The following is a 26126-nucleotide window of genomic DNA, read 5'->3' as shown; positions in this document are numbered from 1 at the left end:
ATCCCATTCGGAGGTTCTCGTTCGTTCAACCAGGCACGCCGCTACCAACGTGGTGGCCGGGTACACCTAGCGGGGGTCGAGGGATCGGCGCTGCGCGACCAGCGGGCAGAGAAAGGGGTCGTTCCCGGCGAGGCCGACCTGGTTGAGGTGGCGAAGGACATGCCGGTACGCCATCGCGAGGCTGGTCTGCGTGTAGGGGATCCCCTGGGTGGCACAGTAGGCCGCCACGAGGGGCGCGATCGTGCGCAGGTGCGGTCGGGCGATCGAGGGGAACAGGTGGTGCTCGATCTGGTGGTTCAGCCCGCCCATCAGGACCGAGACGGCGCGTCCGCCCGTGATGTTGCGGCTGACCAGGACCTGACGGCGGAGGAAGTCCAGCTTGAGGGTGGCGGGGACCAGGGGCATCCCGATGTGGTTGGGCGCGAAGGCGCACCCGAGGTAGAACCCGAAGACGGCGACCTGCACGGTCAGGAACAGCACGGCCTTGCCCGGCGGCAGGACCACGAAGGCGAGCGCAGCGAAGCCACCCAGCCGGACCGTCAGGAGCAGCGCCTCGATCCACCGGCGAGGCATCGAGGAGCGCGAGGCGATCCCGCGGATGCCCTTCCAGTGGAGGGAGAAGCCCTCCAGCAGGGTGAGCGGGAAGAAGTACCAGCCTTGATGCGTCACGAGCCAACGCACGACCGGTCCGCGAGGACGGTCGGCCGGTTCGGGCGTGAGCGCGATGGCTCCCGGCGCGATGTCGGGGTCCGCACCGTCCTTGTTCGGGCTGGCGTGGTGGCGGTTGTGCTTGGCGCGCCACCAGCCGTAGCTGATTCCGACGAGCAGGTTCGCCAGGACCAGGCTGACCCAGTCGTTCCAGGCCGCCGACCTGAAGATCTGTCGGTGTGCCGCGTCGTGCCCCAGGAACGCGACCTGCGTCATGATGACCGCCAGCGCGACGGCCATGGCCAGCTGCCACCAGCTGTCCCCCAGCAGGATGAACCCGGCGACCCACACCGAGACCGCGACCGCCGCCCCGACGAGCAGCGTCCAGTAGTAGCCGTAGCGCCGTCGCAGCAAACCCAGCTGTTGAGCCTGTCGCATCAGGGCTGTGAAGTCACTGGCAGCGGTCGAGGACCGCGAACCCCGAGGGCCATCGTCACCGTCAGCCTGCGACGTCGACGACCTCCGGGACTGCGGCACGTTCGTTGGTGCTGACATCGGCGAGCTCCGCTCGGTCGCGGGTCGAGGTACGACGCGCAAGGTGCGTTCCCCGGAGCCACGTTCCGTCCGGGTGCCGGAGGCCGCGCGAAGCAGGGGACCGTCCCGCGGGCTCAGGCGCCCACGGGACGTCGGGTACGCCGGCTCCCGTGCGGGCCGAAGAACCCACGCCGAACCAGCGCCATCACGGCGGGACCGGGGTCCAGGGGCACGCCTGCAAGCAACACTCGACTATCGCACACCGCTTTATGCGGGCGACACCGCTACATAGCGCTGACGATCTGCGAGCGACCACTGCACCTGGTCGGCGCCTAGACTCGTGGCACCAGGCACCAGCGATCTCGGCAGAAGGCAGGACGCAGAGCCATGCAGGAGCGTGCCGGATCATCAGGATCACGCCGGTGAGCGCTGCTCTCGAGCGCTTGCATCACGTCCTGAGGCTCATCGACGACGAGCCGGCTCTGGTCGGTGGGAGCGCCCTTGCCGATCGGCTCGACCGGATCTGTCGGGTTGCCGTGCGGTTGCTGCCCTCCGACGGAGCAGGGGTCACGATGATGGACAGGGACGCCCGTCCGCTGGGCACCATCGCCGCTTCCAGTCCGCTCTTCCGCCGTCTGGAGGACATCCAGTTCACCCTGGGCGAAGGTCCGTGCGTCGAGGCGTCGGCCGCCCGCAGCCCGGTGCTCGAGGAGGACATGCGACGAACGGGGAGGCGTCGCTGGCCGGCATACGGTGCGGCCGCTCTGGAGGAAGGCGTCAACGCCGCCTTCGCCTTCCCGGTGCACGCCGGCGCGGCCCGGCTCGGGGTCCTCGACGTCTACCGATACCGGGAAGGGCCTCTCACGCCCGAGGCCTTGCGGGACGCGCTGTGCCTGGCGCGGATCTGTCTGACCACGATGCTGGAACTGCCTGCCGGCGCGCCGGTCGGGGAGGTCGCCGATGGACTGGGTGATGCCTTTCCCCTGAGCCCCGAGGTCTACCAGGCGCAGGGCGTCGTCATGGTCCAGCTGCGGACCTCCCTCGAGGAGGCGATGGTCCGTCTTCGAGCCCACGCGTACGCCAGCAGCCGTCCCATTGCGGACATCGCCCGCGAGGTCCTCGCCGGTACCATTGTCTTCACCCGGGAGGACGTGTGACCACGACGATGCCCTGCCGCAGCCACCGGGTCGACGGGAGACCAGCATGAGCGCCATTTCCAGGGAGCGTCTCGCCGAGACCTTCGTCCAGGTCGCCGACACCCTCGTCGACGACTTCGACCTGATCGACTTCCTCACCGTGGTCACCCAGCGTGCAGCCGAACTGACGGGCTCCTCGGCTTCCGGCCTCCTGCTCAGCGACGAGAACGGTCACCTCCAGTTCATGGCCGCATCGACGGAGTCGGCCCGGCTCGTCGAGCTCTTCCAGGTCCAGCGCGAGGAGGGCCCCTGCCAGGGCTGCTACCGCGGCGGCGCTGCGATCCGGGAGCCCGAGCTCGAGACGGCGACCGAGCGTTGGCCGCTCTTCGCCCCGCGTGCCGTCAGGGCGGGCTTCCATGCGGTGCATGCCTTCCCGCTCCGCCACCAGCGAACCGTCATCGGTGCACTGAACCTCTTCGACGTCGAGTCCAGGGTCTTCTCCGACGCCGACACCCACCTGCTGCAGGCCCTGGCCGACGTGGCCACCATCGGCATCCTGCAGGAGCGGACCATCAGGCGCGGCGAGCTGCTCACCGAGCAGCTGCAGCGCGCATTGAACAGCCGCATCACCGTCGAGCAGGCCAAGGGCGCCCTGTCCCAGCTCCACGCCGTCACCCCGGACATGGCCTTCGAGATGTTGCGCGCCTACAGCCGGCGCAACCACTACCGCCTCACCGACGTCGCGGACGCGCTCCTGCACGACCAGGCGAGCCACCCGGAGCTGACCGTCGCCGCGCACTAGCCGGCGTCGTCACCGTTGGACGAGCCCCCGTTGGGGAGGGGTAACGACAGCGTTGCCGGGCTGGGTCACACCTTGAGCTGCCCCGTCTGGGCGAGGTCCTCGGCGACCTCGAAGAGCTTGCGGTTCCTCTCCTGGCTCACCCGGACGAGAATGCCGAATGCCTGGTCGGCGGTGATCTTGAAGCGTTCCATGAGAATGCCCTTGACCTGCCCGATCAGGTCGCGCCGAGCGACCGCGATGTTGAGGTGGTGGACCCTGTCGGCGCCGGCGAAGGCGATGGCGGCGTGGCTGGCGAAGAGCAGACCGACGTGTTCGGACTCGTCGGTGAAGCTGTCGGCCGTGTAGCTGTAGAGGTTCAGCGCGCCGAGGTTGTCGTTCTCCACCCACAGCTGGATCGAGAGCATGCTCGCTGCTCCGAGCGCGGAGGCGCGGGCGGCGAACCTCGGCCAGCGGTCCTCGCTGGACATGTCGGGAACGCGGACCGTCTCGTGCTCGTACGCGGCATCGATGCACGGCCCCTGCCCGGTCTCCGTCTGCACGGCGTCGACCTTCGCGGGCAGCTCTCCCGAGGGGTGCTGCGAGCTGACATCGCGCCGTCCCGTGGTGACACTGATCGAGGCCTCGTCCACACCGGGAATCAACGCGAGGGCCGCCTTGACGATCTCGTCGAGCATGAGGCCAGGGTCCTCCTCCGACTGGGCTCGCCTGGCGAAGTCACTCAGCTGGCGTGCGAGCTGGTCGTCGTCGCTGGTGGTGCCCGTGTCAGCGGGGGACGGGAGTCCTCGTCCGGCGTCGACTTCAGGGGCCATGACCCGGAAGCCTAGGTCATGTGCGGCCGTGCGCCTACCCGCTCTGTCCGGTGCTGACACTGCTGGTAGGACGCTGCCTCGCTCGACACACGGCCGGGCGTGGTGGGCTCGACTCGGTTGAGCAGGAGTGGGATCAGTCGGTGCTTCCACTCCTCGACGTCGACGACGCCGCTGGACATCTCGTTGCCCGTCACATGCAGCCAGTACACCTGCCTCATGGCCTCGGGGAGCGGGTCAGGGCTGAGGTCGACGCCGACGACGGCGCGGAAGGCGTCAGCGAGCACCCGTTCGACGGCCTTACGAGTCGGCGGCACCCGTTCCGCTGCGAGGCGCGACAGCATCGAGGCCCAGACGTGCCGGTGGCAGCTGTTGCCACTTGCGTCCCAGTGCTCCGGCTCGGGCAGGAAGAGGTCGCCCATCGCGCCGGGCACCCGGGTCTTCCCGGTCTTACGGGTCGACCGGGTCTTACGGGTCTTACGGGTCTTCCGGGTCGCCCTGCGATCGATGCGATGAACGCGAGGCTCCTCATCCGGAAGTCCCAGCGCAGCATCGACCTGCTCGGATGTCAGGTGCCCGGGGCAGTCCGCCACGCTGGCCATGACATCCAGCAGGAGCTCGATCTCCTCCCGCAGCGTCTCGTCTTCCAGCGGAGCCGGCCGGAGCGGGACGAGAGTGGGGCGGGTCACCGCCTGGGTGCAATCACGGCCGGCGACACGTACGTCGAGTTGATTGGTCAACGGTATCTCCAGCCTGCCGGGCACGTGTCGGGTGCCGGGGTCTGGGGCTACCACCTCAAGGGTAGGCCAGATGGGTGGGCGGCGGGGGAATCGCGCAGGAGTCGTCGAGCTCATGAGGTGGCCGGGCTGTTGTACGCAGTGCCCGGGAGTGGAGCCGGCGTCAGACGCCTCCGCCGACCCCGGCCTCCCAAGCGGCGTGCCCGCGGGGATCGGGCGGGCGCACGAAGACGGACGCCTCGAGCTGCGCCGCCTCGAGCGAGTTCTCGAACCCGGCCAGCGAAGTGCTCACCGCCTCCGAGCGGGCGGCGGCCGCAGCAACCTGCCCCAGCACCGAGTCGGCGAACAAGGAGTGTCCTGCTGAGGAGGCAGTGGAGTGGGATTCGGTCACGCCGTGACCTGGCCGACGCAGCATCCGAACGAGGTACCCGTGGTCGGCTTCCTGCGCCACCACCGCGGCGTGCGCGAGCTCGGTCGGAGAGCTGCTGATCGGCCGGTCCTCCTCGGGCAGGTCGTGGCACAGACGCAGGAACAGGCGCTCGCGCTGCTCCGGGAGCAGCTCAGCGAACGCCGCTTGGTGAGCCTGTTCGAGGCCTTCGCTGGAGGCGACTCGCACCAGGTACTTGTACCGGGCGAGGTCGCGCGCCTGCTCGGCCTCGGGCACCTGCCGGTGCGTGGACGCGCCGTTGTGATCGGCCGTGCCGCCCTTGCCGACCAGCCGACCGAGCTCGCCCCGGATTCCCATGGCCGCTTCCCCTCGCTCGATCGCGGACTGAGGCGGTGACAGGGCACTGGTCGGGCGCCGCCCGACGAGGCCCTGTGCTGATCCACGATCCTCCGCGCCGCGTTCGCGGTCAACGTCCAGTCGCATCACAGCGGGCGCTCACTCTGCCGGCAGAAACCGTCACCAGCTCGGCTCGACGGGAGGAGACTCGAGAGGTGCGACTGAGGAACTTCCCCTGCTGGATCATGGGCCACATGTTCCGCACCAAACCCGGGGACAAGGACATGCTCGTCTGCCAGCGATGTGGTGCGCAGGAGCTGCGGTGGACCAAGCAGATGCGCGACAAGGCGGACAACCCCTGGTCGTAGCCGCATCTAGACGTGCGGCGAGGGCGACCGGGCGCTGGCGTCAGGCTACGAGTGTCCGGGAGCGCTCGACCGTCAGACGTTGAAGCGGAACTCCACGACGTCGCCGTCGGCCATGACGTAGTCCTTGCCCTCGATGCGGACCTTGCCGGCCGCCTTCGCCGCGTTCATGTTCCCGGCCGCCACGAGGTCCTCGAAGCTGACGACCTCGGCCTTGATGAAGCCGCGCTGGAAGTCGGTGTGGATGACGCCGGCAGCCATGGGGGCGGTCCAGCCCTTCCCGATCGTCCAGGCGCGCGACTCCTTGGGCCCGGCCGTGAGGTACGTCTGCAGGCCGAGGGTGTGGAAACCGGTGCGGGCCAGCTGATCGAGCCCGGACTCCTCGGCGCCGAAGCTCTGGAGCAGCTCGAGGGCCTCGTCGGGCTCCATCTCCATGAGGTCCATCTCCAGCTTGGCGTTGAGGAACACCGCGTCGGCCGGGGCGGCGAGCTCGCGAAGCGACGCCTGCAGCTCGGCGTCGGCCAGCTGCTCCTCGTCGAGGTTGAAGACGTAGATGAACGGCTTGGTCGTCAGCAGCCCCAGCTGCTTGGCCTCGCCCAGGTCGACCCCGGCGGCCGGCCCGGCGGCATACAGCGTGTGCCCCTCCTCGAGGACCTTCTGCGCGGCGAGCGCCAGGTCGAGCGCGGGCTTCTTCTCCTTGTTGACCCGCGCCTCCTTCTCGAGACGCGGCACGGCCTTCTCGAGGGTCTGCAGGTCGGCCAGGATGAGCTCGGTGTGGATCGTCTCGATGTCGCTCGCCGGGCTCACCTTGCCGTCGACGTGGACGACGTCGCCGTCCTCGAAGGCGCGCACGACCTGGCAGATGGCGTCGGCCTCGCGGATGTTGGCGAGGAACTTGTTGCCGAGCCCCTCCCCCTCGCTCGCGCCGCGGACGATGCCGGCGATGTCGACGAAGCTGACCGTCGCCGGGAGGATCTTCTCGGAGCTGAAGATCTCGGCGAGCACCTTCAGTCGTGGGTCGGGCAGCGGGACGACGCCGACGTTCGGCTCGATGGTCGCGAAGGGGTAGTTCGCGGCGAGCACGTTGTTCTTCGTCAACGCGTTGAAGAGCGTCGACTTGCCGACGTTGGGGAGACCGACGATTCCGATGGTGAGTGCCACGAGGACAAGAGTTTAGTGGCGTTCCGGCGGCGTCCCGACCACGAGGGCGTATGCCGTCACCCTCCGCTCACGCCAGCGTCCACTCCCAGCCGGGCTGCCACTCGAACGGCGCGCTGACGAGGTGCTCGAGCGGCGTGCCGTCGAGCAGGTGCTGCAGGGCCCACCGGTTGGCCGAGTGCGCGATGACGAGCACCCGCTCGCCGGCATGGTCGCGGCGCAGGTCCTCGACGAACCCTGCCGTCGCCTCGACGACGTCCCGGTAGCTCTGGCCCCCGCCCGGGAAGGGCTCGTCGACATGGTCGAGCCGCACGCGGTGGAGCTCCCCCACCGGGCGGCCGTTGAGCGCGCCGTAGTCGCACTCGCGCAGCCGGGCGTCCACGTGCAGCGGCACGCCGCTGCCGGCATACGCCAGCTCGGCGGTCTCGACGGCGCGGTCGAGGTCCGAGGACCAGACGGCCGCGAACCCGTCGGCCGGGCGCCGCTGCCCCAGCTCGACGGCGAGGAGCCGACCCTGCTCCGAGAGCCGTCCCGGCAGCCAGCCGGTCGCGATGCCGGCCTCGTTGTCCTCCGTGATCGAGTGCGTCTCGTAGACCAGCTGCACGCTCATCCGGGCTGTGCTCTCACCGTGCGGTGCGCACGCCGCAGAGCTGGCGCGACTGGGCCACGAGGTTGCCGGCGGAGTCCCAGATCATCGCGTCCTCCTCCATCATGCCGCCGCCGAGCGTGTCGCTGCCGAGCGCGACCTGCAGCCAGCCCGGCTCGGGCCGGCGACGCACGTGTCCGGTGAACTCGAGCGTGGGCGTCCACCCGAAGAGGCCGAGGTCGAACGCGACCGGGGGCAGGGCGTCGAGCGCGAGCATGAGGAGCGTCGTGTCCGGCTCGCGTCCATCACGCAGGCGGAGCCAGCCGCGCATCACGCCGCGCATCGACGGCTTGCCGAGGGCCCAGCCGGCCGTGTCGGGGTCGAGCCGCAGGTCGAGGCGGTCGAGGAACTTGGCGTTGGACAGGAAGCCGGGCGGTGCCTGGTCGGCCGAGAGGCACTGCTCCGGCGGGGGCATCTCCGGCGGCGACGCCTGGCGCTGGATGTCGAGCCCGTCGAGGTTGCCGAACGAGCCGATCGCCCGCATCCGCTCGACCGGACCACCGTCGTCGCCCGGCTGGTGGATCGTCATCTGCCCCGTGGACAGGCTGCGCCCGCAGCGCATGACCTCCGTCGTGACGGTGAAGGGGCCGGGCTGCGAGGCGGTCATGAAGTACGCCGAGAGCACCACCGGGTCGACGTGCTCGGTCGTCTCGCCCGGGTCTGCCGCAAGGTGCTCGCCGAGCGCGCGCAACGCCGTGGCCATGACGAGGCCACCGTTGACGGCGTTGCCGATCATCCACTCCTCGGAGAAGGCTCCGTGCCGCCGGGTGGGGTCGTCGCCGGTCTCGAGCCGGGTCGCGTCGTCGTACTCGCTCACGGACAAGGTGTAACAGACGTGTCGCGTCCGCACGCTGTCGGCGCTCTCTGGGACGGTGCTCCCATGGACCTCACCGCTCTGCTCGTCGGCCTCGTCATCGGCGCGGTGCTGGGCGCGCTCCTCGCCTGGCTGTCCGCCCGATCCACGCTGCTGGCGCGCTCGGCGGGCGCGGAGGCGGAGCGCGACGTGCTCCGCGAGCGGGTGGCCGACCTCGAGGCCGCACGCGAGGTGGACGACGCGACAGCGAGTCTCCTCGCTCCCCTGCGCGACACGATCGGGCGCGTGGAGCGACAGGTCGGGGCGCTCGAGCGCGACCGCTCGCTGCAGTTCGGCCAGCTCGGCGAGCGCCTGACCGAGGTGAGCCGCTCCACCGAGTCGCTGCGGTCCGAGACGGCCACTCTCGCGAGCGCCCTCAACGCCTCGACGGTGCGCGGCGCCTGGGGCGAGGTGCAGCTGCGACGGGTGCTCGAGCTGTCCGGGCTGCTGGCCCGCTGCGACTTCGACGAGCAGGTCAGCGGCGTGAGCCGTCACGGCGCCGGCGTGCGTCCCGACGCCGTCATCAATCTGCCCGGGGGGCGTCACGTCGTCGTCGACTCCAAGGCGCCGATGGCCCACTTCCTCCAGGCCCACGGCGACACGGTCTCCGAGCTCGAGCGGGCCGAGCTCCTCGCGGCGCACGCGACGTCGCTGCGCCGGCACGTCGAGGGCCTGGCCGCCAAGGCGTACTGGACTGCCTTCACCCGCTCCCCCGAGGTCGTCATCTGCTTCGTCCCGGGCGAGGCGATCCTCGCCACGGCACTGTCCGACGACCCGGGTCTCTACGAGCACGCCCTGTCCCGCAAGGTCGTCCTCGCCTCGCCGGGCACCCTCTTCGCGGTGCTCCGCACCATCGGCGCCGTCTGGCAGCAGGACGCCCTCGAGCAGAACGCGCGTGAGCTGCTCGCCATCGGCCAGGAGCTCTACGCCCGGCTCACCACGCTCGGCGGTCACGTGACCACGATGGGCCAGTCCCTGTCGCGCTCGGTGGAGCAGTACAACAAGTTCGTCGGCACCCTCGAGTCGCGGGTGCTCGTCACGGCGCGGCGCATGCACGAGCTGCAGTTGGCGAGCGAGCAGCCGGCGGCGCTCGTCCCGCTCGAGGTCGCCCCGCGGTCGCTGAGCGCCGCCGAGCTGACCGACGACCTGGGGCGCACGGCGCGGGACGAGGCCTACCTCGATCGCGAGGCGGCCCACCGGCTTCCCGGCGCCGGGGAGGCGTCCGCCTGACTCGGCGGGGGCCGCCGCACCGGACGAGGTGCGAGCGGGTCGAGGCTGGCCGAGGGTGCGCCACGGCGCGGTTACAGGCTCCCGCCGGCCCCCGACCCCGGCCGAAAGTGCGCCACGGCGCGGTTCCAGGTTCCTGCCGGCCCCGACCCCGGCCGAAAGTGCGCCACGGCGCGGTTCCGGTCGGGCCTGGCGGTCAGGTCAGTGGAGCGAGCCGGACTCCTCGAAGGCGGCGTCGTGCCGCACCGTCCCGGCGTCCGAGCCGTCACGGGCCTTGAGGTCGCGGCGCAGCTCGCGGGGCAGCGAGAACAGCAGCGACTCCTCCGCGGCGACCACGGGCTCGACCTCGCCGTAGCCGCGCTCGGCGAGCCAGGCCAGGACGTCGCGGACGAGCACCTCGGGCACGCTGGCGCCGGAGGTCACGCCCACCGTGGAGACGCCCTCGAGCCACTCGGGCTGGATCTCGTCGGCGAAGTCGACGAGATGTCCGGCGCGAGCGCCGTGCTCGAGCGCCACCTCGACGAGGCGTACGGAGTTGGAGCTGTTGCGCGAGCCGACGACGATCATCAGGTCGGTGTCCTTGGCCATCTGCTTGACCGCCAGCTGGCGGTTCTGCGTGGCGTAGCAGATGTCGTCGGACGGGGGGCTCTGCAGCGCCGGGAACTTCTCCTTCAGGCGCGCGACGGTCTCCATCGTCTCGTCCACCGACAGCGTGGTCTGCGACAGCCAGACGACCTTCTCCGGGTCGCGCACGGTGACGTTGTCGACGTCGTCCGGGCCGTCGACGAGCGTGATGTGCTCAGGCGCCTCACCGGAGGTGCCGACGACCTCCTCGTGCCCCTCGTGCCCGATGAGCAGGATGTCGAAGTCGTCGTCGGCGAAGCGGACGGCCTCGCGGTGCACCTTCGTGACCAGCGGGCACGTGGCGTCGATCGTCTTGAGGCTGCGGGCCCGCGCCTCGTCGTGCACGACGGGGGCCACACCATGAGCGGAGAAGATGACGGTCGCGCCCTCGGGCACCTCGTCGGTCTCGTCGACGAAGATGGCGCCGCGCTTCTCGAGCGTCGTCACGACGTGCTTGTTGTGCACGATCTGCTTGCGGACGTAGACGGGCGGCCCGTAGAGCTCCAAGGCCTTCTCGACCGTCACGACGGCCCGGTCCACGCCGGCGCAGTAGCCGCGTGGCGCCGCGAGGAGGACCTTCTTGGCGGACGTCTGGTCGGCGGTCTGGCTCATGCAGCCATCGTACGGGGAGTGTCCCCGCCTGCCCGATTCGCCGCCTGTCACCCCCCCGCGACGCGGTGGTCCGGCCCCGCCGTGGGCGCAGACCCTTAGGGTGGCGCGGGTGAGCATGACGAGCCCGCTGCCCGACAAGGCCGCCGACACCACGGCCGAGCAGCCGTGGCCGGTGCGGGTGCTCAGCCTGAAGATCTCCGACTACGTCGACCGCATGAGCCAGCTCTGGGTCGAGGGCCAGGTCGTGCAGTTCAACCCGCGCGGCGCCACCGCGTTCCTGACGCTGCGCGACCCCGACGTCGACATGTCCCTGTCGGTCTCCGTCCCGATGAACGCCGTCAACGCGATGCCCATCCCCCTGGCCCAGGGCGCGCGGGTCGTGCTGCAGGCCAAGCCGACCTTCTGGACCAAGCGCGGCACCCTCCAGCTCGAGGCGCGCCAGATCCGGCCCGTGGGCATCGGCGACCTGCTGGCCCGGGTCGAGATCCTCAAGCGGACACTCGCGGCCGAGGGCGTCTTCGATGCCGACCGGAAGCGGCCCATCCCCTTCCTCCCGCACCGCGTCGGGCTGATCACCGGCCGCAACTCGGCGGCGGAGAAGGACGTCGTCGAGAACGCGCGGCGGCGTTGGCCTGCCGTCGCGTTCGAGATCCGCGAGGTCGCGGTCCAGGGCACCACCGCCGTCACCGAGGTCGTCGAGGCCCTGCGGGAGCTCGACGCGATCACGGCCGTCGACGTCATCGTCATCGCGCGCGGCGGTGGGGCCCTCGAGGAGCTGCTCCCCTTCTCCAACGAGGCGATGATCCGCGCGGTCGCACAGGCCCGCACCCCGGTCATCAGCGCCATCGGCCACGACGTGGACCAGCCACTGCTCGACCTCGTCGCCGACTGGCGCGCCTCCACGCCGACCGACGCCGGCAAGAAGGTCGTCCCGGACGCGGCGCACGAGCGCGCCCTCGTCGAGACCGCCCGCGACCGCGTCCGCCGGGCCCTCGTCCGGCGCGTCGAGGCCGAACGCTCAGGCCTGCGGTCGCTGGTCTCCCGACCGGTCATGGCCGACCCCGTGGCGCTCGTCCGGGCGCGGCGCCAGGAGATCGCCGCCCTGCGCGGGCGGGCGACCACCCGCATGGAGGCACGCCTCCACCGTGCCGGCGACCAGGTCGAGCACCTGCGCCGCCAGGTCGTCGCCCTCTCCCCGCAGTCGACGCTCGAGCGGGGGTATGCCGTCGTGCAGCACCGCGACGGGCGGATCGTCATGGACCAGGACGACGTCGGCGTCGGCGAGCTCCTGCGGGTCCGCGTGGCCCGCGGTGACTTCGGGGTCCGGCCGGTCGGCGCCGGCACCGACGAGGCACCGGCCACGGCATCGAAGGCGACCGCATCGAAGGCAACCGCATCGAAGGCGACCGCATCGAGGGCGACCGCATCGAGGGCGACCGCATCGGAGCCCCGGAAGACCCGCGCGGCCGGCGGCTCGACGGCTGACACCGCTGACGGCGCGGGGTCATAGGGTGTCGCCCATGGCTGACGCGACGACGACCGACGGCTCGTTCCCCGACATCGCCGGGATGCGCTACGAGGACGCCCGCGAGGAGCTCATCGCCATCGTGGCCAAGCTCGAGGCCGGGCAGGCGCCGCTCGAGGACTCGATGCAGCTCTGGCGCCGCGGCGAGGCGCTCGCCGCGCACTGCGCCACCTGGCTCGACGGCGCGCAGGCCGAGATCGAGCGCGCCACGCGCCCGGCCCCCGGCGGCGGCGAGCTGCACGCCGACGACGAGATCTTCGACGAGGACGAGTCCTGACCCAGGACGACCCCTGACCGGAGTCGGGCTCAGCCCGCGGTCGTCGGTGCTGGCGCCGGCTTGACACCGGCTGCGGGCTTCACGGGCGCCAGCGCCGCCACGAAGGCCTTGAGCTCGTCCTCGGGCGCGGTGCCGCTCGCCACGACGGTGACCGCCTTGACCCCGGATCCCTTGGCCACGTAGGCGATCTGGTTCACGCTGCTCGCAACGTACTTGTCGAACGAGCGACCGGAGACCGTGACCCGACCCGCGGCCTGCCCGTCGTTGACGGACCGGCTGAGCCAGCCCTGGGTCGCGCCCGCCGCCTGCTTGAGGGCGATGTCGGCGCCGCTCGGCGTGGTCCATACGGTGGTGAAGGTCGCCACCTGGTCGGTACCCGGCGCATACGTCGCGACGGTGGGCACCCAGCCCTGACCGAGTCCCTGGGGAACGAGCACCGGCCACGAGGTCTGCGCGGCGACCTGGGCGGCCTTGCCGGCCGCGTCGACCGCCGGACGCTGGACCCCCGTGATGCGCGGGACGATCGCCACGAGGGCGAGCACGAAGAGGCCGATGACGACCATCGAGCGGATCATGTTCGGGAAGGTGCCGAGGGAGTAGCGGCTCCGCGGCGCTGCCGGTGCGGCTGCCTGCTCGCCGCCCCGCTCCTGCGGTCGTGCCGGCTCGACCGCCGCGGCCTGCTCCGCGGACGGGGCGGGAGCCGCGTCAGGGGTGGGAGGGGCGCTCTCGGACGACGGCGTCGACGGTGTCGACGGGGTGCTCATGTCTCTCATCGTCCCCGACTCCGCGACGCGGTCCAAACCGGGGCCTGCCCACCGATAGGCTGGCGCCGACTCGTTCTGCGCCGACGGAGGACCACCTGATGAAGCACAGCCAGCCCGATCGCAACCTCGCTCTCGAGCTGGTCAGGGTGACCGAGGCAGCAGCCATGGCCGGAGGCCGCTGGGTCGGCCGCGGCGAGAAGAACAAGGCCGACGGCGCCGCCGTCGAGGCGATGCGCGCGATGATCTCGACCGTCAGCATGCGCGGCGTCGTCGTCATCGGCGAGGGTGAGAAGGACAACGCACCGATGCTCTTCAACGGTGAGGAGGTCGGTGACGGGACGGGCCCCGAGGTGGACGTCGCCGTCGACCCGATCGACGGGACGACCCTGACGGCCAAGGGCATGAACAACGCCGTCGCCGTCATGGCGGTCGCCAACAGGGGTGCGATGTACGACCCCTCCGCCGTCTTCTACATGGACAAGATCGCGACCGGTCCCGAGGCCGCCGACGTCGTCGACATCCGCCTCCCGGTAGCCGAGAACATCCGCCGAATCGCCAAGGCCAAGAGGGAGACTCCGGCCGACGTCACGGTCGTGATGCTGGATCGCCCACGCCACCAGGGGCTCGCCGAGGAGATCCGCACCACGGGCGCGCGCATCCGTTACATCGTCGACGGCGACGTCGCGGGCGCAGTGATGGCGGCCCGGCCGGGCACCGGTGTCGACCTGCTCCTCGGCATCGGTGGCACCCCCGAGGGCATCATCGCGGCGTGCGCCATCAAGTGCACCGGCGGCGTCATCCAGGGCCGGCTGTGGCCGCGGGACGACGAGGAGCGCCAGAAGGCCATCGACGCCGGTCACGACCTCGATCGCGTGCTGTCCACCGACGACCTCGTGACCGGCGAGTGCTTCTTCGTCGCCACCGGCATCACCGACGGCGAGCTGCTGCGGGGCGTCCGCTACGGCGCGAAGTCGGCGCGCACCAACTCCCTCGTCATGCGCTCCCGCAGCGGCACGATCCGCACCATCCACAGCGAGCACCGTTTCGACCGGCCCGGCTGGTTCGGCAGCGCCGAGATGATCGACGCGTGAGCGGCCCGGCTGCGATGGAGTCCGTCGACCCCGTGCGCACGCTGGTCGTCGGGGAGGCCCTCGTCGACGCCGTGACCACCTCGGCCGGGGCGACCCTCGAGCACGTGGGCGGCAGCCCCGCCAACGTCGCCTTCGGGCTCGCGGCGCTCGACCACCCCGTCGACCTGGCGACGTGGATCGCCACCGACGAGCGGGGCCGACGGATCGAGGAGGTATGCCGTCAGCGGGGGGTCGCCCTCACCCCCGGATCGCAGGGAGCCGCGTTCACGTCGGTCGCCCACGCCACGCTCGACGCGGACGGCGCCGCGACGTACGTGTTCGACCTCGAGTGGCAGCTGGCGTCGGTCCCCGGGCTCGCGGCATACGGCCACGTCCACACCGGCAGCATCGGTGCGGTGCTGCCGCCCGGGGGCGAGCAGGTGCGCGAGATCCTCGCCGAGGCCCGCAGGTTCGGTGCGACCGTGTCGTACGACCCCAATGCGCGCCCGTCTCTCATGGGACGGCCCGAGCAGGCCCGACACACCGTCGAGAGCAACGTCGCCCTCTCCGACGTCGTCAAGCTGAGCGACGAGGACGTCGCCTGGCTGTGCCCCGGCGAGTCCCTCGACGAGGTCACTCGGGCGTGGGGTGAGCTCGGCCCCGCGCTGGTCGTCGTGACCCGCGGCGGTGAGGGCGCGGTCGTCCGGGTCACCCGCACCCGTGAGCAGCAGGCTCTGCCTGCCCCCGTGGTGCAGGTCGTCGACACGGTCGGGGCGGGCGACTCCTTCATGGCCGGCCTGGTGTCGGGGCTCATCGACGCAGGGCTGCTCGGTGGGCCGGACGCACGGGCTCGTCTGCGGCAGGCGACGATCGATGACGTCCTCCCCGCGGTGGAGCGCGCGCTGCGCACCGGAGCACTCACCGTCGAGCGCGCCGGCGCACACGCGCCGACGCGAATCGACTTGCCCTGAGGACAAATCGGGCATTCGACAGAAGGTCGATGCCTGGGGCACCATGCTGGGCGACCTGCCGGTGACATCGGCCGCAGGTCCGGCTGGCGCCCCAGAGTCGGGGCGCCCTCCAGTGAGGAACACCTCGTGCCCGACCCCACCCCTCCACAACGACGAATCGGTCCCTACGAGCAGAGCCTGATCGAGAGCCGCGCCAGACGCGAGGCCCGCCAGGCCCAGCTCGCCGAGCGGGCTGCTCGCCGGCGTAGTCGCGTCATCGCCACTGCCGTCGCGCTCCTGCTACTGGCAGCGGGAGTCGTCGGCGGCCTCGCCTGGCGCAACGCCCGCGGGGCCGACTCGCCGACCGGCGCCTCGCCGAGCGCGGCAGCGTGCCCCACTCGCTCCACCGTGTCCCTGTGGGTGTCGCAGGCGGCACAGCCCGCCCTCGCCGCTGTCGCCAAGGAGTACGAGGCCGAGCCCGCCTCCGGCTGCGTCCACTTCGCCGTCACCGCCAAGTCCCCGGTGGAGGCCATGATCGGGCTCGGTCCCGGGCAGCCCGGTCGCCCGGACGGCTGGGTGCCCGACTCGGAGCAGTGGGTGCAGCGCGCCAAGGCCACGGCCAAGCTCGCCGCCAAGCCGGCCGCCCCCTTCGCCAAGAGCCCTCTCGTCATCGCGATGGACCCCCAGCAGGCGGGTCGGCTCAGCGCCCAGCCCTCGTGGCGCGACCTCGTCGCCGGCGACGGCGCTCTTCGGATGAGCGACCCGCGGTCCACCACGGCGGGGATGCTGACCCTCGCCTCGGCCCTGCCGGGGCTCTCCCAGGAACAGGACCGCACTGCCCTCCCCGCGCTCGCGAGGACCACCGCCGCGTCGGTCGACGAGCTCTTCCGCGCGCACGACGCCGACCCGGCCCAGGCTCCGGCGTTCCCGGTGGCCGAGGCCGACCTCCTCCAGCACAACCGCGTGTCCCCCAGCCACCCCATGGTCTCCGTCACGCCGCGCGAGGGCACGCCGCCGTTCGAGTTCTCGCTCGTCGACGTCGCGACCGACCCGGCCCGGGCCCGGCTCGTCGAGCAGCTCCGGGCCCACCTCGCGACACCGGCGGCCGCCACGGTGCTCGCCCAGTACGGCCTGCGGTCCACCGCCCACCCGGTCGCCGTCGCGTCCCCGAAGGGCAGCGTCGGGACGGTGACCGTCGGCGCGAGCGTCGACCCGGCCTCCGTCACCGCAGCCACCGACGCGTGGCAGGCCGTCACCGCCGACTTCTCGCTCCTGTCGGTGTTCGACGTGTCGGGGTCGATGAAGCAGAAGGTGGGCGCGACCACCCGCATGGGCGTCACGCAGGAGGCCGCGGGCATCGCCTTGGCGACGCTGCCCCCCTCGACCAAGCTGGGACTGTGGATGTTCTCCACCGACCTCGGGGTCAACGGCGTCGACTACCGCGAGCTGGCCCCGATCGGTCGCCTCGACGACGCCCAGCACCGCCAGGCCGTGGCCCAGGCCCTCGGGAGCCTCTCGAGCCACATCGGAGGCGGCACCGGCCTCTACGACACCATCTGGGCCGCCTACCAGCAGGCGCAGCAGGACTACGACCCCGACCGCGTCAACGCCGTCGTCATCCTCACCGACGGTCGCAACGACGACCCCAACGGCATGACCCTGCAGCAGCTCGAGGCCAGGCTCCAGGCCGCGTGGGACCCGGAGCGTCCGGTCGCCGTCACCACCATCGGGGTCGGACCCGATGTCGACCCCGCCGCGCTGTCGCAGATCTCGACCATGACGCACTCGAAGTTCTACGCGGCGCCCTCCGCGGGCGACATGAAGACCGTGCTGGCGCGAGCCCTGTTCGACCACAGCTGCAAGAACGGCCGCTGCGTCTAGCTGCATCACCGACACGACGAAGGGTCGTGGCCCCGGGCGGGGCCACGACCCTTCGTCGTGCGGGAGGTCTCGGCGCGGACGTCAGCCCTTGACCGCACCCGAGGTCATGCCGCGGATGAAGTACCGCTGCAGCGACAGGAACACGATGATCGGCACGATGATCGTGATGTAGCCCGCGGCGGGGATGAGCTCACGACCCGCGCCGGTCTGGCCCTGCAGACCCTGCAGGGCCACGGTCGCGACGGTGTTGTCACCGCGGCCGAGGAAGATCAGCGCCACGAGCAGGTCGTTCCAGACCCAGAGGAACTGGAAGATCGCGAAGGACGCCAGGGCCGGCATCGACATCGGCATGATGAGCCGCCAGAACGTCGTGAAGTGGCTGGCTCCGTCGATCTTCGCCGACTCGATGACCGCCGTGGGCAGGCCGGACATGTAGGTGCGCAGGATGTAGATGGCGAGCGGCATGCCGAAGCCGATGTGGGCGAGCCAGACCGCGATGAAGGTGCCGTTGAGCCCGAGGGCCGAGTAGAGCTTGACCAGCGGGACGAACGCCACCGCATTCGGCACGACCAGTAGCCCGACGATGATGACGAAGACGACGTCGCGGCCCCGCCACTGCATGAACGTGAACGCGTAGGCGGCGAAGGCTGCGATGAGGATCGGGATCACCGTCGCCGGCACCGCAACGATGAGGCTGTTGAGGAACGCCTGTGCCATCGGGATGCCGGCCGCGTCGGACGTCAGCACGGTCGTGTAGTTCTGGAGCGTCCACGAGGATCCGAAGGGGTTGAAGAACGCCGTCCACCAGCCCGAGGCGAACTGCTCGTCACGCGGACGGAACGAGTTCACGAGCATGCCGAGCGCCGGGATCATCCACGTGATGCAGAGGATGATCAGCCCGATGCGCACCGGCCAGTTGGCCGATCCAGAGCCCGAACCGGGCCTGCTCTGCCGGATGATCTGCGGCTCTTCGGCCGGCGTGCCCGTGCCCGGCTGGACCGTGGTGGTCATCGTGCTGCCTCCTCGGCCTTGAAGTGGCGGACCTGGTAGATCAGGATCGGGATGACGGCGAGGAGCAGGATGACGACGATCGCGGACGCGATGCCGTTGTTGCCCTGCGTGTAGAGCTCGTCGTAGAAGCGGCGCACGATGACGTCGGTGTTGTAGGCGCCGTTGGTCGTGACGTAGACGACGTCGAAGACCTTCATGACGCCGATGAGGACGGTGATGAAGACCGTGATCACGGTCGGCCAGATCTGGGGAACGATGATGCTGAAGAAGATCCGCCGCTCACCGGCCCCGTCGATCCGACCCGCCTCCACGGTGTCCTCGGGAACGCCCTTGATCGCGGCCGACAGCAGCACCATCGAGTAGCCGACCTGCGTCCAGATCAGGATGATCATCAGGAGCAGGCTGTTGAGGTGCAGGGTGCTCTGGCCGTACCAGAAGACCGGGGCCTTCCCGAAGAAGCCGAGGATCGCGTTGAGGATGCCGGTCTGCGGGGCACCCTCGGGCTGGTAGTCGTAGACGGTGCGCCAGATCGTGGCGGCACCGACCATGCTGATCGCCATCGGCAGGAAGATGAAGGTCTTCGTCGTCTTCTCACCGCGGGCGCGGAGCCGGTCGGCGAGCACGGCGACGCCGAGACCCAGGACGACCGTCAGGGCCGGGACGATGATGATCCACAGGACGTTGTTGAAGATCACCTTCAGGAACGTGCTGTCGGTCAGGATGTCCACGTAGTTCTTGAAACCGACGTACGCCGTGGAGTCCTCGTTGGCGAAGCTGTACTGGATCGTCACGATGGCCGGGTAGATCAGGTAGACGGCGATAGCGAGGATCGCCGGCCCCGCGAACATCCACGGTTTGACCCGGTCCTCCCAACGGCCCTTGAGCGACTCGGCCAGCTTGTTGAGGATCCAGAAGATGATGATGGCGCCGCCGATGCCGCCGAGGATCGCGATCACTGCGTTGGCGATCTTGATGGCCATGGCACTTCCTCTCTCGAGTGGAGAATGCGCTGTCGACCGCGAGGGCGACCTACCGGTCACCCTCGCGGTCAGGCGGCGTCAGCTGCTGGACTTGGGGAAGCTGTCGTCGATGTTGTTGAGGGTGGTGTCGAGGTCCTGCTGACCCGAGAGCCACTTGACCGGCTCGGTCCAGAAGGTGCCGGCACCGACCTTGGCGGGCATGGCGTCGGAGCCGTCGAAGCGCGCCACCGACGCCTTGTAGAGAACCTCGCTGGCGATGGTCTGGAGCGTCTTGTTCGGGAGGAGCGACACGTCGGCCGTCTTGTGCGGCGAGAACGCACCGTTCTTCGCCTGCTGCGTGCCGTTCTCCTTGCTCGCGATGAAGTTGCGCAGCTTGATCGAGGTGGGGTCGTTGTTGAACGTCGACACCAGGTCACCGGCGACGAGCACCGCGTTGTTGCCCGCCGTCTTCGCGGGGAACGGCATCGGCTGGGTCTCGCTGTCGAGCTTGGAGATGATCGAGTCGGGGAAGCCGCCCTTGTTCGCGACGAACGTGGCCTGCTTGAACAGGTAGCAGCCGGGGGGCTGGGTGAACATGGCGTTGCCACCGGTCTGGAAGTTGGTCGCCGGGATGGACTTGGTGCCGCCGCGGACCCAGCCGTCGGTGAAGGCGATCTTCTGGAAGTACTCCCACGCGGGCTTGATCTCGGGGCTGTTGAACTTCAGCTGGCCCTTGACCCACTTGTCGTAGTTGTCCGGGCCCGCGATGCGCAGGACGAGGTCCTCGATCCAGTCGGTGATGGGCCAGCCGGTCGCCTGCCCGGACTCGGCCGCGATGCACCACGGGGTCTTGCCGTCGGCCTTGATCTTCGCCGAGAGAGCCAGCAGGTCGTCGAGGGTCCTGGGCACGGTGTAGCCGCCGGCCTTGAACGCCGGGGCGTCGGTCCAGATGATGCTCTTGACGCTCACCTCGTTGGGCAGGCCGTAGACCTTGCCGTCGGCGCACGTGCCGGCCTCGGCGAAGCCGGGGACGAGCGTCGCCTTGTCGGTGGTCACCGTGGCGTCGTCGAACGGCACGAGCTTCTTCTGCTTGGCCAGGTCGCACATGAGGCCCGGCTGCGGGAAGAGCCCGACGTCAGGCGGGTTGCCGCCCTGGACGCGGGTGCGGATCTCGGTGTCCCACGAGGCCGACTTCGTGAACTTGACGGTGATGCCGTTCTTCGCCGCCCACGCGGACACGTCGGCCTTGAAGCCCGGCTCGGTGTCCGGCCCCAGGCCGTACATGACCTCGACCGTGGTCTTGCCCGGCCCGCTGGCGGCCGAACCGTTGGAGGCGCTGCCACCAGAGTTGGACGACAGACACCCCGCTGCCAGACCGGCGACACCGATCCCCACCAACGCTGTCACGGTAGCCCTGCGATTGATCATGCCTGCTCCTCCTCGGAGGGTTGGGGGCTCCATCGGCCCCAAAGCTGACCGGTCACGTCTCATGCCGGTTCCAAACAGGTGTGCCCGGCGTCACCGCCGGACGGTGGTGCTGACGGTCGGCGCCGTCCATCTAGAGCAGAGTTCGCGTAGTCACACTGAACACCAACCAGAGTGACACTCGCCACACCCTCAACAGGGTTTTGCCATGCTGTTACTACCCGAATCGTGATGTGACCACGCGACGAGGCTCTCCCAGAGCCGGATTCCTCGCACTTCGGGCTCACCCCGGACGGTCGAGACCACCTGAGGCCCGGCGGGGGCGACCGATTAGGCTCGCAGACGGCGTCGTGCCTTGGGCGGCGCAGGAGCGCGAGCGACGAGGTCGGCTCCGAGGAACGACATCGAGGACACGTGAGTGATGGCTGAGTTCGCCTACGAGGACCTGCTGCCCATCGGCGCCGACGAGACGCCGTACCGACTGCTGACGACCGAGGGCGTGCGCGCCGTCGACGGGCCGGGAGGACGCACGTTCCTCGAGGTGGATCCCGAGGCCCTGCGGCTGCTCACCGAGACCGCGATGCACGACATCGCGCACTACCTGCGGCCTGGCCACCTGCAGCAGCTGCGCAACATCCTCGAGGACCCCGAGGCGAGCAACAACGACAAGTTCGTCGCCCTCGACCTGCTCAAGAACGCCAACATCGCCGCCGGCGGCGTGCTGCCCATGTGCCAGGACACCGGCACCGCCATCGTCATGGGCAAACGGGGCCAGCACGTGCTGACCCAGGGCACCGACGAGCGCGCGATCAGCCAAGGCGTCTACGACGCCTACACCCGGCTCAACCTGCGCTACTCCCAGATGGCACCGATCACGACGTGGGAGGAGAGGAACACCGGCTCCAACCTCCCCGCGCAGGTGGAGATCTACGCGGACACGGCGCCGGGCCACGAGGCGGCATACAAGTTCCTGTTCATGGCCAAGGGTGGCGGTTCGGCCAACAAGAGCTACCTCTACCAGGAGACGAAGGCGATCCTCAACGAGGAGGCGATGATGCGCTTCCTCGACGAGAAGCTGCGCTCGCTCGGCACGGCTGCGTGCCCGCCCTACCACCTGGCCATCGTGATCGGCGGCACGAGCGCCGAGTTCGCCCTGAAGACCGCGAAGTACGCGTCGGCGAAGTACCTCGACACGCTGCCCAAGTCGGGCGACCCGGTCACGGCCCACGGCTTCCGCGACACCGAGCTCGAGGAGCGGGTCCTCGAGCTGACCCGGCAGTTCGGCATCGGCGCCCAGTTCGGCGGCAAGTACTTCTGCCACGACGTGCGCGTCGTGCGCCTCCCCCGCCACGGCGCGAGCCTGCCGGTGGCCATTGCCGTCTCGTGCTCGGCCGACCGCCAGGTCCTCGGCAAGATCACCGCCGACGGCGTCTTTCTCGAGCAGCTCGAGACCGACCCGGCCCGCTTCCTGCCCGACACCGGTGCCGTCGACCTCGGCGAGCACGAGGACGACGCCATCGGCGTCAGCTCGACGAGCCGCAACGTCGTCGTCAAGGTCGACCTGACGCAGCCGATGGACGACATCCTCGCCGAGCTGTCCAGGCACCCGGTCAAGACGCGGCTCTCGCTGACCGGGCCGCTGGTCGTGGCCCGCGACATCGCGCACGCCAAGATCAAGGAACGCCTCGACGCCGGCGAGCCGATGCCGCAGTACCTCAAGGACCACCCGGTCTACTACGCCGGCCCCGCCAAGACGCCGGAGGGTATGCCGTCCGGCTCGTTCGGGCCGACCACCGCCGGACGCATGGACTCCTACGTCGACCAGTTCCAGGCCGCCGGCGGCAGCAAGGTGATGCTCGCGAAGGGCAACCGGAGCAAGCAGGTCACCGACGCCTGCGCCGCGCACGGCGGCTTCTACCTCGGCTCGATCGGCGGCCCCGCGGCACGCCTGGCCCAGGACTGCATCAAGCACGTCGAGGTCCTCGAGTACCCCGAGCTCGGCATGGAGGCGGTGTGGAAGATCGAGGTCGAGGACTTCCCGGCCTTCATCGTCGTCGACGACAAGGGCAACGACTTCTTCGCCGAGGTGAGCAAGCCGATGGCGTTCACCATCTCCAGGCGACCCGGTCTCCAGTAAGTCACGAGAGAGGACACAGATGAGCGAGAACGCTTCTGCCGGCAAGGGGTTCGACGACCTGCTCGCCGCCAACCGTGCCTATGCGGACGCCTTCGAGATGGCGGGGTTCGACGGCATCGCCCGCGCGGGCGTCGCGATCGTCACGTGCATGGACTCCCGCATCGACCCCCTCGGGCTGGTGGGCCTGAAGCCGGGCGACGCGAAGATCTTCCGCAACCCTGGCGGCCGCGTGGGCTCGTCGGCGCTCGAGGCGCTGGTCCTGGCGACGCACCTGCTGGGCGTCGAGCGCATCCTCGTCGTCCCGCACACCCGCTGCGCGATGGCCTCCAACAGCGAGGCCGAGCTGCGCGAGCGGGTGGGGACCAGTGCCGGCAAGGACGCGTCCTGGATGACGTTCCACGCGATCGAGGACCAGAAGCGCGCGCTGCGTGAGGACCTCGCCAAGGTGCGCAGCCACCCGCTCATCGCCGAGGGCACGCTGGTCGGGGGCTTCGTCTACGACGTCGACTCCGGTCTGCTCGAGCCCGTCGACTGACCGGCCTGCCGTGAGCCGGTGCCCACTCGACGTCACCACGTCGAGTGGGCACTTCTCCACGTCGGGTGGGCACCTTCAGGCGCCGGCCGGTCCACCCCGGACCGCGCGCCCCACACGTGGTGCGCCACCGCACCCGCCAGCAGCAGGCCCGCCGTCAGCACGGTGAGGCCGACCGGCGGTCCCGCGACCGCCACGAGCACCGCGAGGGCGCCCGTGGCGGCGCCGAACCGGGTCTGCGCCCGCGGCGCCCCTGCCATGGAGTGCATGAGGGTCACGCACCAGACGAACACCGCGACCGCGCCGGCGAGCGCGATGCCGATGGCGCGGGCCGAACCCTGCGCCTCGCCCTGCACGGCGTCGATGGCGGCCCCGAGCGCAGCGCCTGTCGCCGCCACCGACGCGAACACCAGGTAGTGCCCGTAGCCAGTCAGGAACGTGCTGCGGATGCCGCCCTCGAACAGCCCCGCGTGCTCCCGCTTGAAGTAGAGCCACCACATCGAGAAGACGATGAGCAGCCCCCCGACCACCAGCGGGAGCAGGCCCTTCTCGGCGCCCTGTCCCAGCGCCCCCTGCACGGCCTGGACGGAGGCGAGGATGACCTCGCCGAGGACGATCAGCGTCAGCAGGGCGTAGCGCTCGGCGATGTGGTGCGGGTGGAACGGGGTGATGCCACGACGCTCGGCGACCACGGGGACCATGAGCTCGAGGACGACGAGCAGGAAGAACGACGCGAGAAGCTGCGTGTGCCCTTCGAGGAGCAGCCGGGCGATCCACAGCACCTGCACGACGGCGATCCCGGCGGCATACGTCAGCGCGGTGCGCCGCCCCCGGGGGTCGCTGGCGGCTGCCCGCAACCACATGGCCACCATCGCGAAGCGCATGACCGCGTAGCCGCTCACGACGAGCGCCGACTGCCCGGTGTCGAACAGGTCGGGAATGCCGGCCGCGAGCATGAGCGAACCCGCCATGATCGTGAAGGTCAGCAGCCGGTAGGGCACGTCGTCGCAGTCGTAGGACGACGCGAACCACGTGTAGTTCATCCACGCCCACCAGATGGCGAAGAAGACCATGACGAAGTTGACGAGGTCACCGAGGTGTCCCCCGGCCAGGCCGTGGTGCCACTGGGCCGCAGCGCCGGCCACTGCGACGACGAAGACGAGGTCGAAGAACAGCTCGAGAGGGGTGGCGACGCGGTGCGCCTCGTGGGGGTCTCGAGGTCTCATCCGCCTCGGTCGGGACACGGCGTCGACGTGGCTCACGGACCAAGTGTGACAGCCACCTCCGGCCCCTCCCCTGCCTCGTCCTCAGGATCGGCGAGGGCGTATGCCGTCCGGCCGGCCCAGCCGGCGGGCGTCAGAGGGAGAGCTCGGCCTTGACGACCCCGACCAGCCGGTCGGCGAGGCTGCGGGCCTGGTCGCCGTCGGCGGCCTCGACCATGACGCGCACCACCGGCTCGGTGCCGGACTTGCGCAGCAGCACGCGCCCGTTGTGGCCGAGCTCGCCCTCGGCCAGCCGCACCGCGTCGGCCACGGCGGGGTTCGCCTCGAGGGCGGACTTGTCGACGTCCTTGACGTTGACGAGCACCTGCGGGAAGTGCGTCATGACGCCGGCGAGGTCGGCGAGCGTGCGGCCGGTGGCGGCCACGCGCGACGCCAGCATCAGGCCCGTCAGCGTCCCGTCGCCGGTCGTGCCGTGGTCGAGCATGACGACGTGGCCCGACTGCTCGCCACCGAGGGAGTAGCCGCCCGTCTTCATCTCCTCGAGCACGTAGCGGTCGCCGACGGCCGTGTGCACGACCTTGATGCCGGCGCCGGCGAGAGCCTGGGTCATGCCGAGGTTGGACATGACGGTGGCCACGAGCGTGTCGCCACGCAGGACGCCCTGCTCCTTCATCGCCAGGGCCAGGATCGCCATGATCTGGTCGCCGTCGACCTCCTGCCCGGCCGCGTCGACGGCGAGGCAGCGGTCGGCGTCCCCGTCGAGCGCGATGCCGAAGTCGGCGCCCTCGGCGACGACCGCCTCCTTGAGGTGCTGGAGGTGGGTCGAGCCATAGCCGTCGTTGATGTTCAGGCCGTCGGGCTCGCCACCGATCACCGTCACCCGGGCGCCGGCTTCGCGGAAGGCCCGGGGAGCCACCTCGAAGGCGGCCCCGTGGGCGGTGTCGATGACGACGTGCAGGCCGTCGAGACGGTGCGGCAGCACCGAGAGCAGGTGCGCGACGTAGCGGTCGGCGCCGTCGGCCAGCGGGACGATGCGCCCGACCTTCCCACCGGTCGGGCGGTCCCAGTCCTCCCGCAGGCGGGCCTCGATGCGGTCCTCGAGCTCGTCGGCGAGCTTGTGCCCGCCGCGGGCGAAGAACTTGATGCCGTTGTCGGGCATCGGGTTGTGCGAGGCCGAGAGCATCGCGCCGAGATCGGCGTCCTGCTCCGAGACGAGGTAGGCGATCGCCGGCGTCGGCAGCACGCCTGCGTCACGCACGTCGACCCCGGAGGACGCGAGCCCTGCCACGGTGGCGGCCGCCAGGAACTCGCCGGAGGCGCGAGGGTCACGGCCCACCACGGCGACGGGCCGGTGGCCGCTGAACGCGCCGACCTCCCCCAGGACGTGCGCCGCAGCGACGGAGAGGTCCACCGCCAGCTCTGCCGTGATGTCCTTGTTCGCCACACCACGGACGCCGTCCGTGCCGAAGAGTCGCCCCACTCGATCTGCCTTCCCGGTGC

General features: G+C 70.4%; 25 protein-coding genes. 11 read left to right on the top strand and 14 right to left on the bottom strand.

What is annotated here, in order from left to right; translation table 11 throughout:
* Positions 1 to 66: 66 nt before the first annotated feature.
* Positions 67 to 1086: a fatty acid desaturase family protein gene (locus ABD241_RS14960; RefSeq protein ID WP_344064190.1), complete on the bottom strand. Its 1020-nt coding sequence runs from the start codon at positions 1084 to 1086 to the stop codon at positions 67 to 69.
* Positions 1087 to 1604: 518 nt separating this feature from the next.
* Between ABD241_RS14960 and ABD241_RS14955 the strand changes: the two genes are divergently transcribed.
* Complete coding sequence (locus tag ABD241_RS14955; protein ID WP_344064187.1) at positions 1605 to 2339, top strand: GAF and ANTAR domain-containing protein; 735 nt, start codon at positions 1605 to 1607, stop codon at positions 2337 to 2339.
* A 46-nt stretch (positions 2340 to 2385) separates the two neighbouring features.
* Positions 2386 to 3120 carry a GAF and ANTAR domain-containing protein gene (locus ABD241_RS14950; protein WP_344064184.1) on the top strand — a complete coding sequence of 245 codons (735 nt, stop codon included), beginning with the start codon at positions 2386 to 2388 and terminating at the stop codon, positions 3118 to 3120.
* A 65-nt stretch (positions 3121 to 3185) separates the two neighbouring features.
* Here the strand turns inward: ABD241_RS14950 and ABD241_RS14945 are convergent, their stop codons facing one another.
* From ABD241_RS14945 to ABD241_RS14935, 3 genes are all read right to left on the bottom strand, one after another.
* On the bottom strand, positions 3186 to 3929 hold the full coding sequence (locus ABD241_RS14945) for a GAF and ANTAR domain-containing protein (protein ID WP_344064181.1): 744 nt from the start codon (positions 3927 to 3929) through the stop codon (positions 3186 to 3188).
* Between the two features lie 11 nt (positions 3930 to 3940).
* Positions 3941 to 4666 (bottom strand): hypothetical protein, encoded by a 726-nt coding sequence (locus tag ABD241_RS14940; protein ID WP_344064178.1) that lies wholly within the window; start codon positions 4664 to 4666, stop codon positions 3941 to 3943.
* 160 nt (positions 4667 to 4826) lie between these two features.
* The gene (locus ABD241_RS14935; RefSeq protein WP_344064175.1) at positions 4827 to 5408 is read right to left on the bottom strand and encodes a hypothetical protein; all 582 of its coding nucleotides are present in this window, start codon (positions 5406 to 5408) and stop codon (positions 4827 to 4829) included.
* Between the two features lie 194 nt (positions 5409 to 5602).
* Between ABD241_RS14935 and ABD241_RS14930 the strand changes: the two genes are divergently transcribed.
* A complete protein-coding gene (locus ABD241_RS14930; protein ID WP_344064172.1) occupies positions 5603 to 5755 on the top strand; it encodes a hypothetical protein in 153 nt (50 codons plus the stop codon).
* Positions 5756 to 5827: 72 nt separating this feature from the next.
* Here ABD241_RS14930 and ychF read toward each other — a convergent pair whose 3' ends face one another.
* The 3 genes from ychF to ABD241_RS14915 all read right to left on the bottom strand — a co-directional run bounded on the left by ychF (position 5828) and on the right by ABD241_RS14915 (position 8373).
* The gene (ychF, locus tag ABD241_RS14925; RefSeq protein WP_344064169.1) at positions 5828 to 6913 is read right to left on the bottom strand and encodes a redox-regulated ATPase YchF; all 1086 of its coding nucleotides are present in this window, start codon (positions 6911 to 6913) and stop codon (positions 5828 to 5830) included.
* A 67-nt stretch (positions 6914 to 6980) separates the two neighbouring features.
* A complete protein-coding gene (locus ABD241_RS14920) occupies positions 6981 to 7520 on the bottom strand; it encodes a histidine phosphatase family protein (RefSeq protein WP_344064166.1) in 540 nt (179 codons plus the stop codon).
* A gap of 13 nt (positions 7521 to 7533) precedes the next feature.
* The gene (locus tag ABD241_RS14915; protein ID WP_344064163.1) at positions 7534 to 8373 is read right to left on the bottom strand and encodes a thioesterase family protein; all 840 of its coding nucleotides are present in this window, start codon (positions 8371 to 8373) and stop codon (positions 7534 to 7536) included.
* A 63-nt stretch (positions 8374 to 8436) separates the two neighbouring features.
* Between ABD241_RS14915 and ABD241_RS14910 the strand changes: the two genes are divergently transcribed.
* Positions 8437 to 9639 carry a DNA recombination protein RmuC gene (locus ABD241_RS14910; RefSeq protein WP_344064160.1) on the top strand — a complete coding sequence of 401 codons (1203 nt, stop codon included), beginning with the start codon at positions 8437 to 8439 and terminating at the stop codon, positions 9637 to 9639.
* 198 nt (positions 9640 to 9837) lie between these two features.
* Here ABD241_RS14910 and ABD241_RS14905 read toward each other — a convergent pair whose 3' ends face one another.
* Positions 9838 to 10872: a 4-hydroxy-3-methylbut-2-enyl diphosphate reductase gene (locus tag ABD241_RS14905; protein ID WP_344064157.1), complete on the bottom strand. Its 1035-nt coding sequence runs from the start codon at positions 10870 to 10872 to the stop codon at positions 9838 to 9840.
* Positions 10873 to 10987: 115 nt separating this feature from the next.
* Between ABD241_RS14905 and xseA the strand changes: the two genes are divergently transcribed.
* Positions 10988 to 12382 carry an exodeoxyribonuclease VII large subunit gene (gene xseA, locus ABD241_RS14900; RefSeq protein ID WP_344064223.1) on the top strand — a complete coding sequence of 465 codons (1395 nt, stop codon included), beginning with the start codon at positions 10988 to 10990 and terminating at the stop codon, positions 12380 to 12382.
* 10 nt (positions 12383 to 12392) lie between these two features.
* On the top strand, positions 12393 to 12674 hold the full coding sequence (locus ABD241_RS14895) for an exodeoxyribonuclease VII small subunit (RefSeq protein WP_344064154.1): 282 nt from the start codon (positions 12393 to 12395) through the stop codon (positions 12672 to 12674).
* A 29-nt stretch (positions 12675 to 12703) separates the two neighbouring features.
* Here ABD241_RS14895 and ABD241_RS14890 read toward each other — a convergent pair whose 3' ends face one another.
* The gene (locus ABD241_RS14890; protein WP_344064151.1) at positions 12704 to 13438 is read right to left on the bottom strand and encodes a DUF4245 domain-containing protein; all 735 of its coding nucleotides are present in this window, start codon (positions 13436 to 13438) and stop codon (positions 12704 to 12706) included.
* A gap of 98 nt (positions 13439 to 13536) precedes the next feature.
* On the opposite strand from ABD241_RS14890, the gene glpX reads away from it, so the two are divergent.
* The 3 genes from glpX (at position 13537) to ABD241_RS14875 (ending at position 17339) form a co-directional block, all read left to right on the top strand.
* On the top strand, positions 13537 to 14529 hold the full coding sequence (gene glpX, locus ABD241_RS14885; RefSeq protein ID WP_344064148.1) for a class II fructose-bisphosphatase: 993 nt from the start codon (positions 13537 to 13539) through the stop codon (positions 14527 to 14529).
* Positions 14526 to 15479, top strand: a complete 954-nt coding sequence (locus ABD241_RS14880; protein WP_344064145.1) for a carbohydrate kinase family protein — start codon at positions 14526 to 14528, stop codon at positions 15477 to 15479. Before glpX ends, ABD241_RS14880 begins: the two co-directional genes overlap by 4 nt.
* Positions 15480 to 15605: 126 nt before the next feature.
* Positions 15606 to 17339 (top strand): substrate-binding domain-containing protein, encoded by a 1734-nt coding sequence (locus ABD241_RS14875; protein WP_344064142.1) that lies wholly within the window; start codon positions 15606 to 15608, stop codon positions 17337 to 17339.
* An 81-nt stretch (positions 17340 to 17420) separates the two neighbouring features.
* Here the strand turns inward: ABD241_RS14875 and ABD241_RS14870 are convergent, their stop codons facing one another.
* The 3 genes from ABD241_RS14870 to ABD241_RS14860 form a co-directional block, all read right to left on the bottom strand.
* The gene (locus ABD241_RS14870; RefSeq protein WP_344064138.1) at positions 17421 to 18350 is read right to left on the bottom strand and encodes a carbohydrate ABC transporter permease; all 930 of its coding nucleotides are present in this window, start codon (positions 18348 to 18350) and stop codon (positions 17421 to 17423) included.
* Positions 18347 to 19330, bottom strand: coding sequence for a carbohydrate ABC transporter permease (locus ABD241_RS14865; RefSeq protein WP_344064135.1), 984 nt, complete (start codon positions 19328 to 19330; stop codon positions 18347 to 18349). The genes ABD241_RS14870 and ABD241_RS14865 overlap by 4 nt, the downstream gene beginning before the upstream one ends.
* Positions 19331 to 19408: 78 nt before the next feature.
* The gene (locus ABD241_RS14860) at positions 19409 to 20737 is read right to left on the bottom strand and encodes an ABC transporter substrate-binding protein (protein ID WP_344064131.1); all 1329 of its coding nucleotides are present in this window, start codon (positions 20735 to 20737) and stop codon (positions 19409 to 19411) included.
* 418 nt (positions 20738 to 21155) lie between these two features.
* On the opposite strand from ABD241_RS14860, the gene ABD241_RS14855 reads away from it, so the two are divergent.
* Positions 21156 to 22871 (top strand): fumarate hydratase, encoded by a 1716-nt coding sequence (locus ABD241_RS14855; protein ID WP_344064128.1) that lies wholly within the window; start codon positions 21156 to 21158, stop codon positions 22869 to 22871.
* A 19-nt stretch (positions 22872 to 22890) separates the two neighbouring features.
* Positions 22891 to 23406: a beta-class carbonic anhydrase gene (locus ABD241_RS14850; RefSeq protein ID WP_344064125.1), complete on the top strand. Its 516-nt coding sequence runs from the start codon at positions 22891 to 22893 to the stop codon at positions 23404 to 23406.
* 32 nt (positions 23407 to 23438) lie between these two features.
* Here ABD241_RS14850 and ABD241_RS14845 read toward each other — a convergent pair whose 3' ends face one another.
* Both ABD241_RS14845 and glmM read right to left on the bottom strand, forming a co-directional pair.
* Positions 23439 to 24665 (bottom strand): low temperature requirement protein A, encoded by a 1227-nt coding sequence (locus tag ABD241_RS14845; protein WP_344064122.1) that lies wholly within the window; start codon positions 24663 to 24665, stop codon positions 23439 to 23441.
* Between the two features lie 94 nt (positions 24666 to 24759).
* On the bottom strand, positions 24760 to 26106 hold the full coding sequence (glmM, locus tag ABD241_RS14840; protein ID WP_344064120.1) for a phosphoglucosamine mutase: 1347 nt from the start codon (positions 26104 to 26106) through the stop codon (positions 24760 to 24762).
* Positions 26107 to 26126 lie beyond the last annotated feature (20 nt).

Source organism: Terrabacter lapilli, from assembly GCF_039531305.1.
GTDB classification, from domain to species: Bacteria; Actinomycetota; Actinomycetes; order Actinomycetales; family Dermatophilaceae; genus Terrabacter; species Terrabacter lapilli.
Note: the sequence above shows the minus strand (reverse complement) of the source record. Positions and strands in the feature narration are given on the sequence as shown.

What these genes read in the sequence shown, in the direction of transcription:
- ABD241_RS14960 (WP_344064190.1), bottom strand. Translation starts at nt 1,086, where the DNA reads ATGCGACAGGCTCAACAGCTGGGTTTGCTGCGACGGCGCTACGGCTAC.
- ABD241_RS14950 (WP_344064184.1), top strand. Translation starts at nt 2,386, where the DNA reads ATGAGCGCCATTTCCAGGGAGCGTCTCGCCGAGACCTTCGTCCAGGTC.
- ABD241_RS14945 (WP_344064181.1), bottom strand. Translation starts at nt 3,929, where the DNA reads ATGGCCCCTGAAGTCGACGCCGGACGAGGACTCCCGTCCCCCGCTGAC.
- ABD241_RS14935 (WP_344064175.1), bottom strand. Translation starts at nt 5,408, where the DNA reads ATGGGAATCCGGGGCGAGCTCGGTCGGCTGGTCGGCAAGGGCGGCACG.
- ABD241_RS14920 (WP_344064166.1), bottom strand. Translation starts at nt 7,520, where the DNA reads ATGAGCGTGCAGCTGGTCTACGAGACGCACTCGATCACGGAGGACAAC.
- ABD241_RS14910 (WP_344064160.1), top strand. Translation starts at nt 8,437, where the DNA reads ATGGACCTCACCGCTCTGCTCGTCGGCCTCGTCATCGGCGCGGTGCTG.
- ABD241_RS14905 (WP_344064157.1), bottom strand. Translation starts at nt 10,872, where the DNA reads ATGAGCCAGACCGCCGACCAGACGTCCGCCAAGAAGGTCCTCCTCGCG.
- xseA (WP_344064223.1), top strand. Translation starts at nt 10,988, where the DNA reads ATGACGAGCCCGCTGCCCGACAAGGCCGCCGACACCACGGCCGAGCAG.
- ABD241_RS14895 (WP_344064154.1), top strand. Translation starts at nt 12,393, where the DNA reads ATGGCTGACGCGACGACGACCGACGGCTCGTTCCCCGACATCGCCGGG.
- ABD241_RS14890 (WP_344064151.1), bottom strand. Translation starts at nt 13,438, where the DNA reads ATGAGCACCCCGTCGACACCGTCGACGCCGTCGTCCGAGAGCGCCCCT.
- glpX (WP_344064148.1), top strand. Translation starts at nt 13,537, where the DNA reads ATGAAGCACAGCCAGCCCGATCGCAACCTCGCTCTCGAGCTGGTCAGG.
- ABD241_RS14870 (WP_344064138.1), bottom strand. Translation starts at nt 18,350, where the DNA reads ATGACCACCACGGTCCAGCCGGGCACGGGCACGCCGGCCGAAGAGCCG.
- ABD241_RS14865 (WP_344064135.1), bottom strand. Translation starts at nt 19,330, where the DNA reads ATGGCCATCAAGATCGCCAACGCAGTGATCGCGATCCTCGGCGGCATC.
- ABD241_RS14860 (WP_344064131.1), bottom strand. Translation starts at nt 20,737, where the DNA reads ATGATCAATCGCAGGGCTACCGTGACAGCGTTGGTGGGGATCGGTGTC.
- ABD241_RS14855 (WP_344064128.1), top strand. Translation starts at nt 21,156, where the DNA reads ATGGCTGAGTTCGCCTACGAGGACCTGCTGCCCATCGGCGCCGACGAG.
- ABD241_RS14850 (WP_344064125.1), top strand. Translation starts at nt 22,891, where the DNA reads ATGAGCGAGAACGCTTCTGCCGGCAAGGGGTTCGACGACCTGCTCGCC.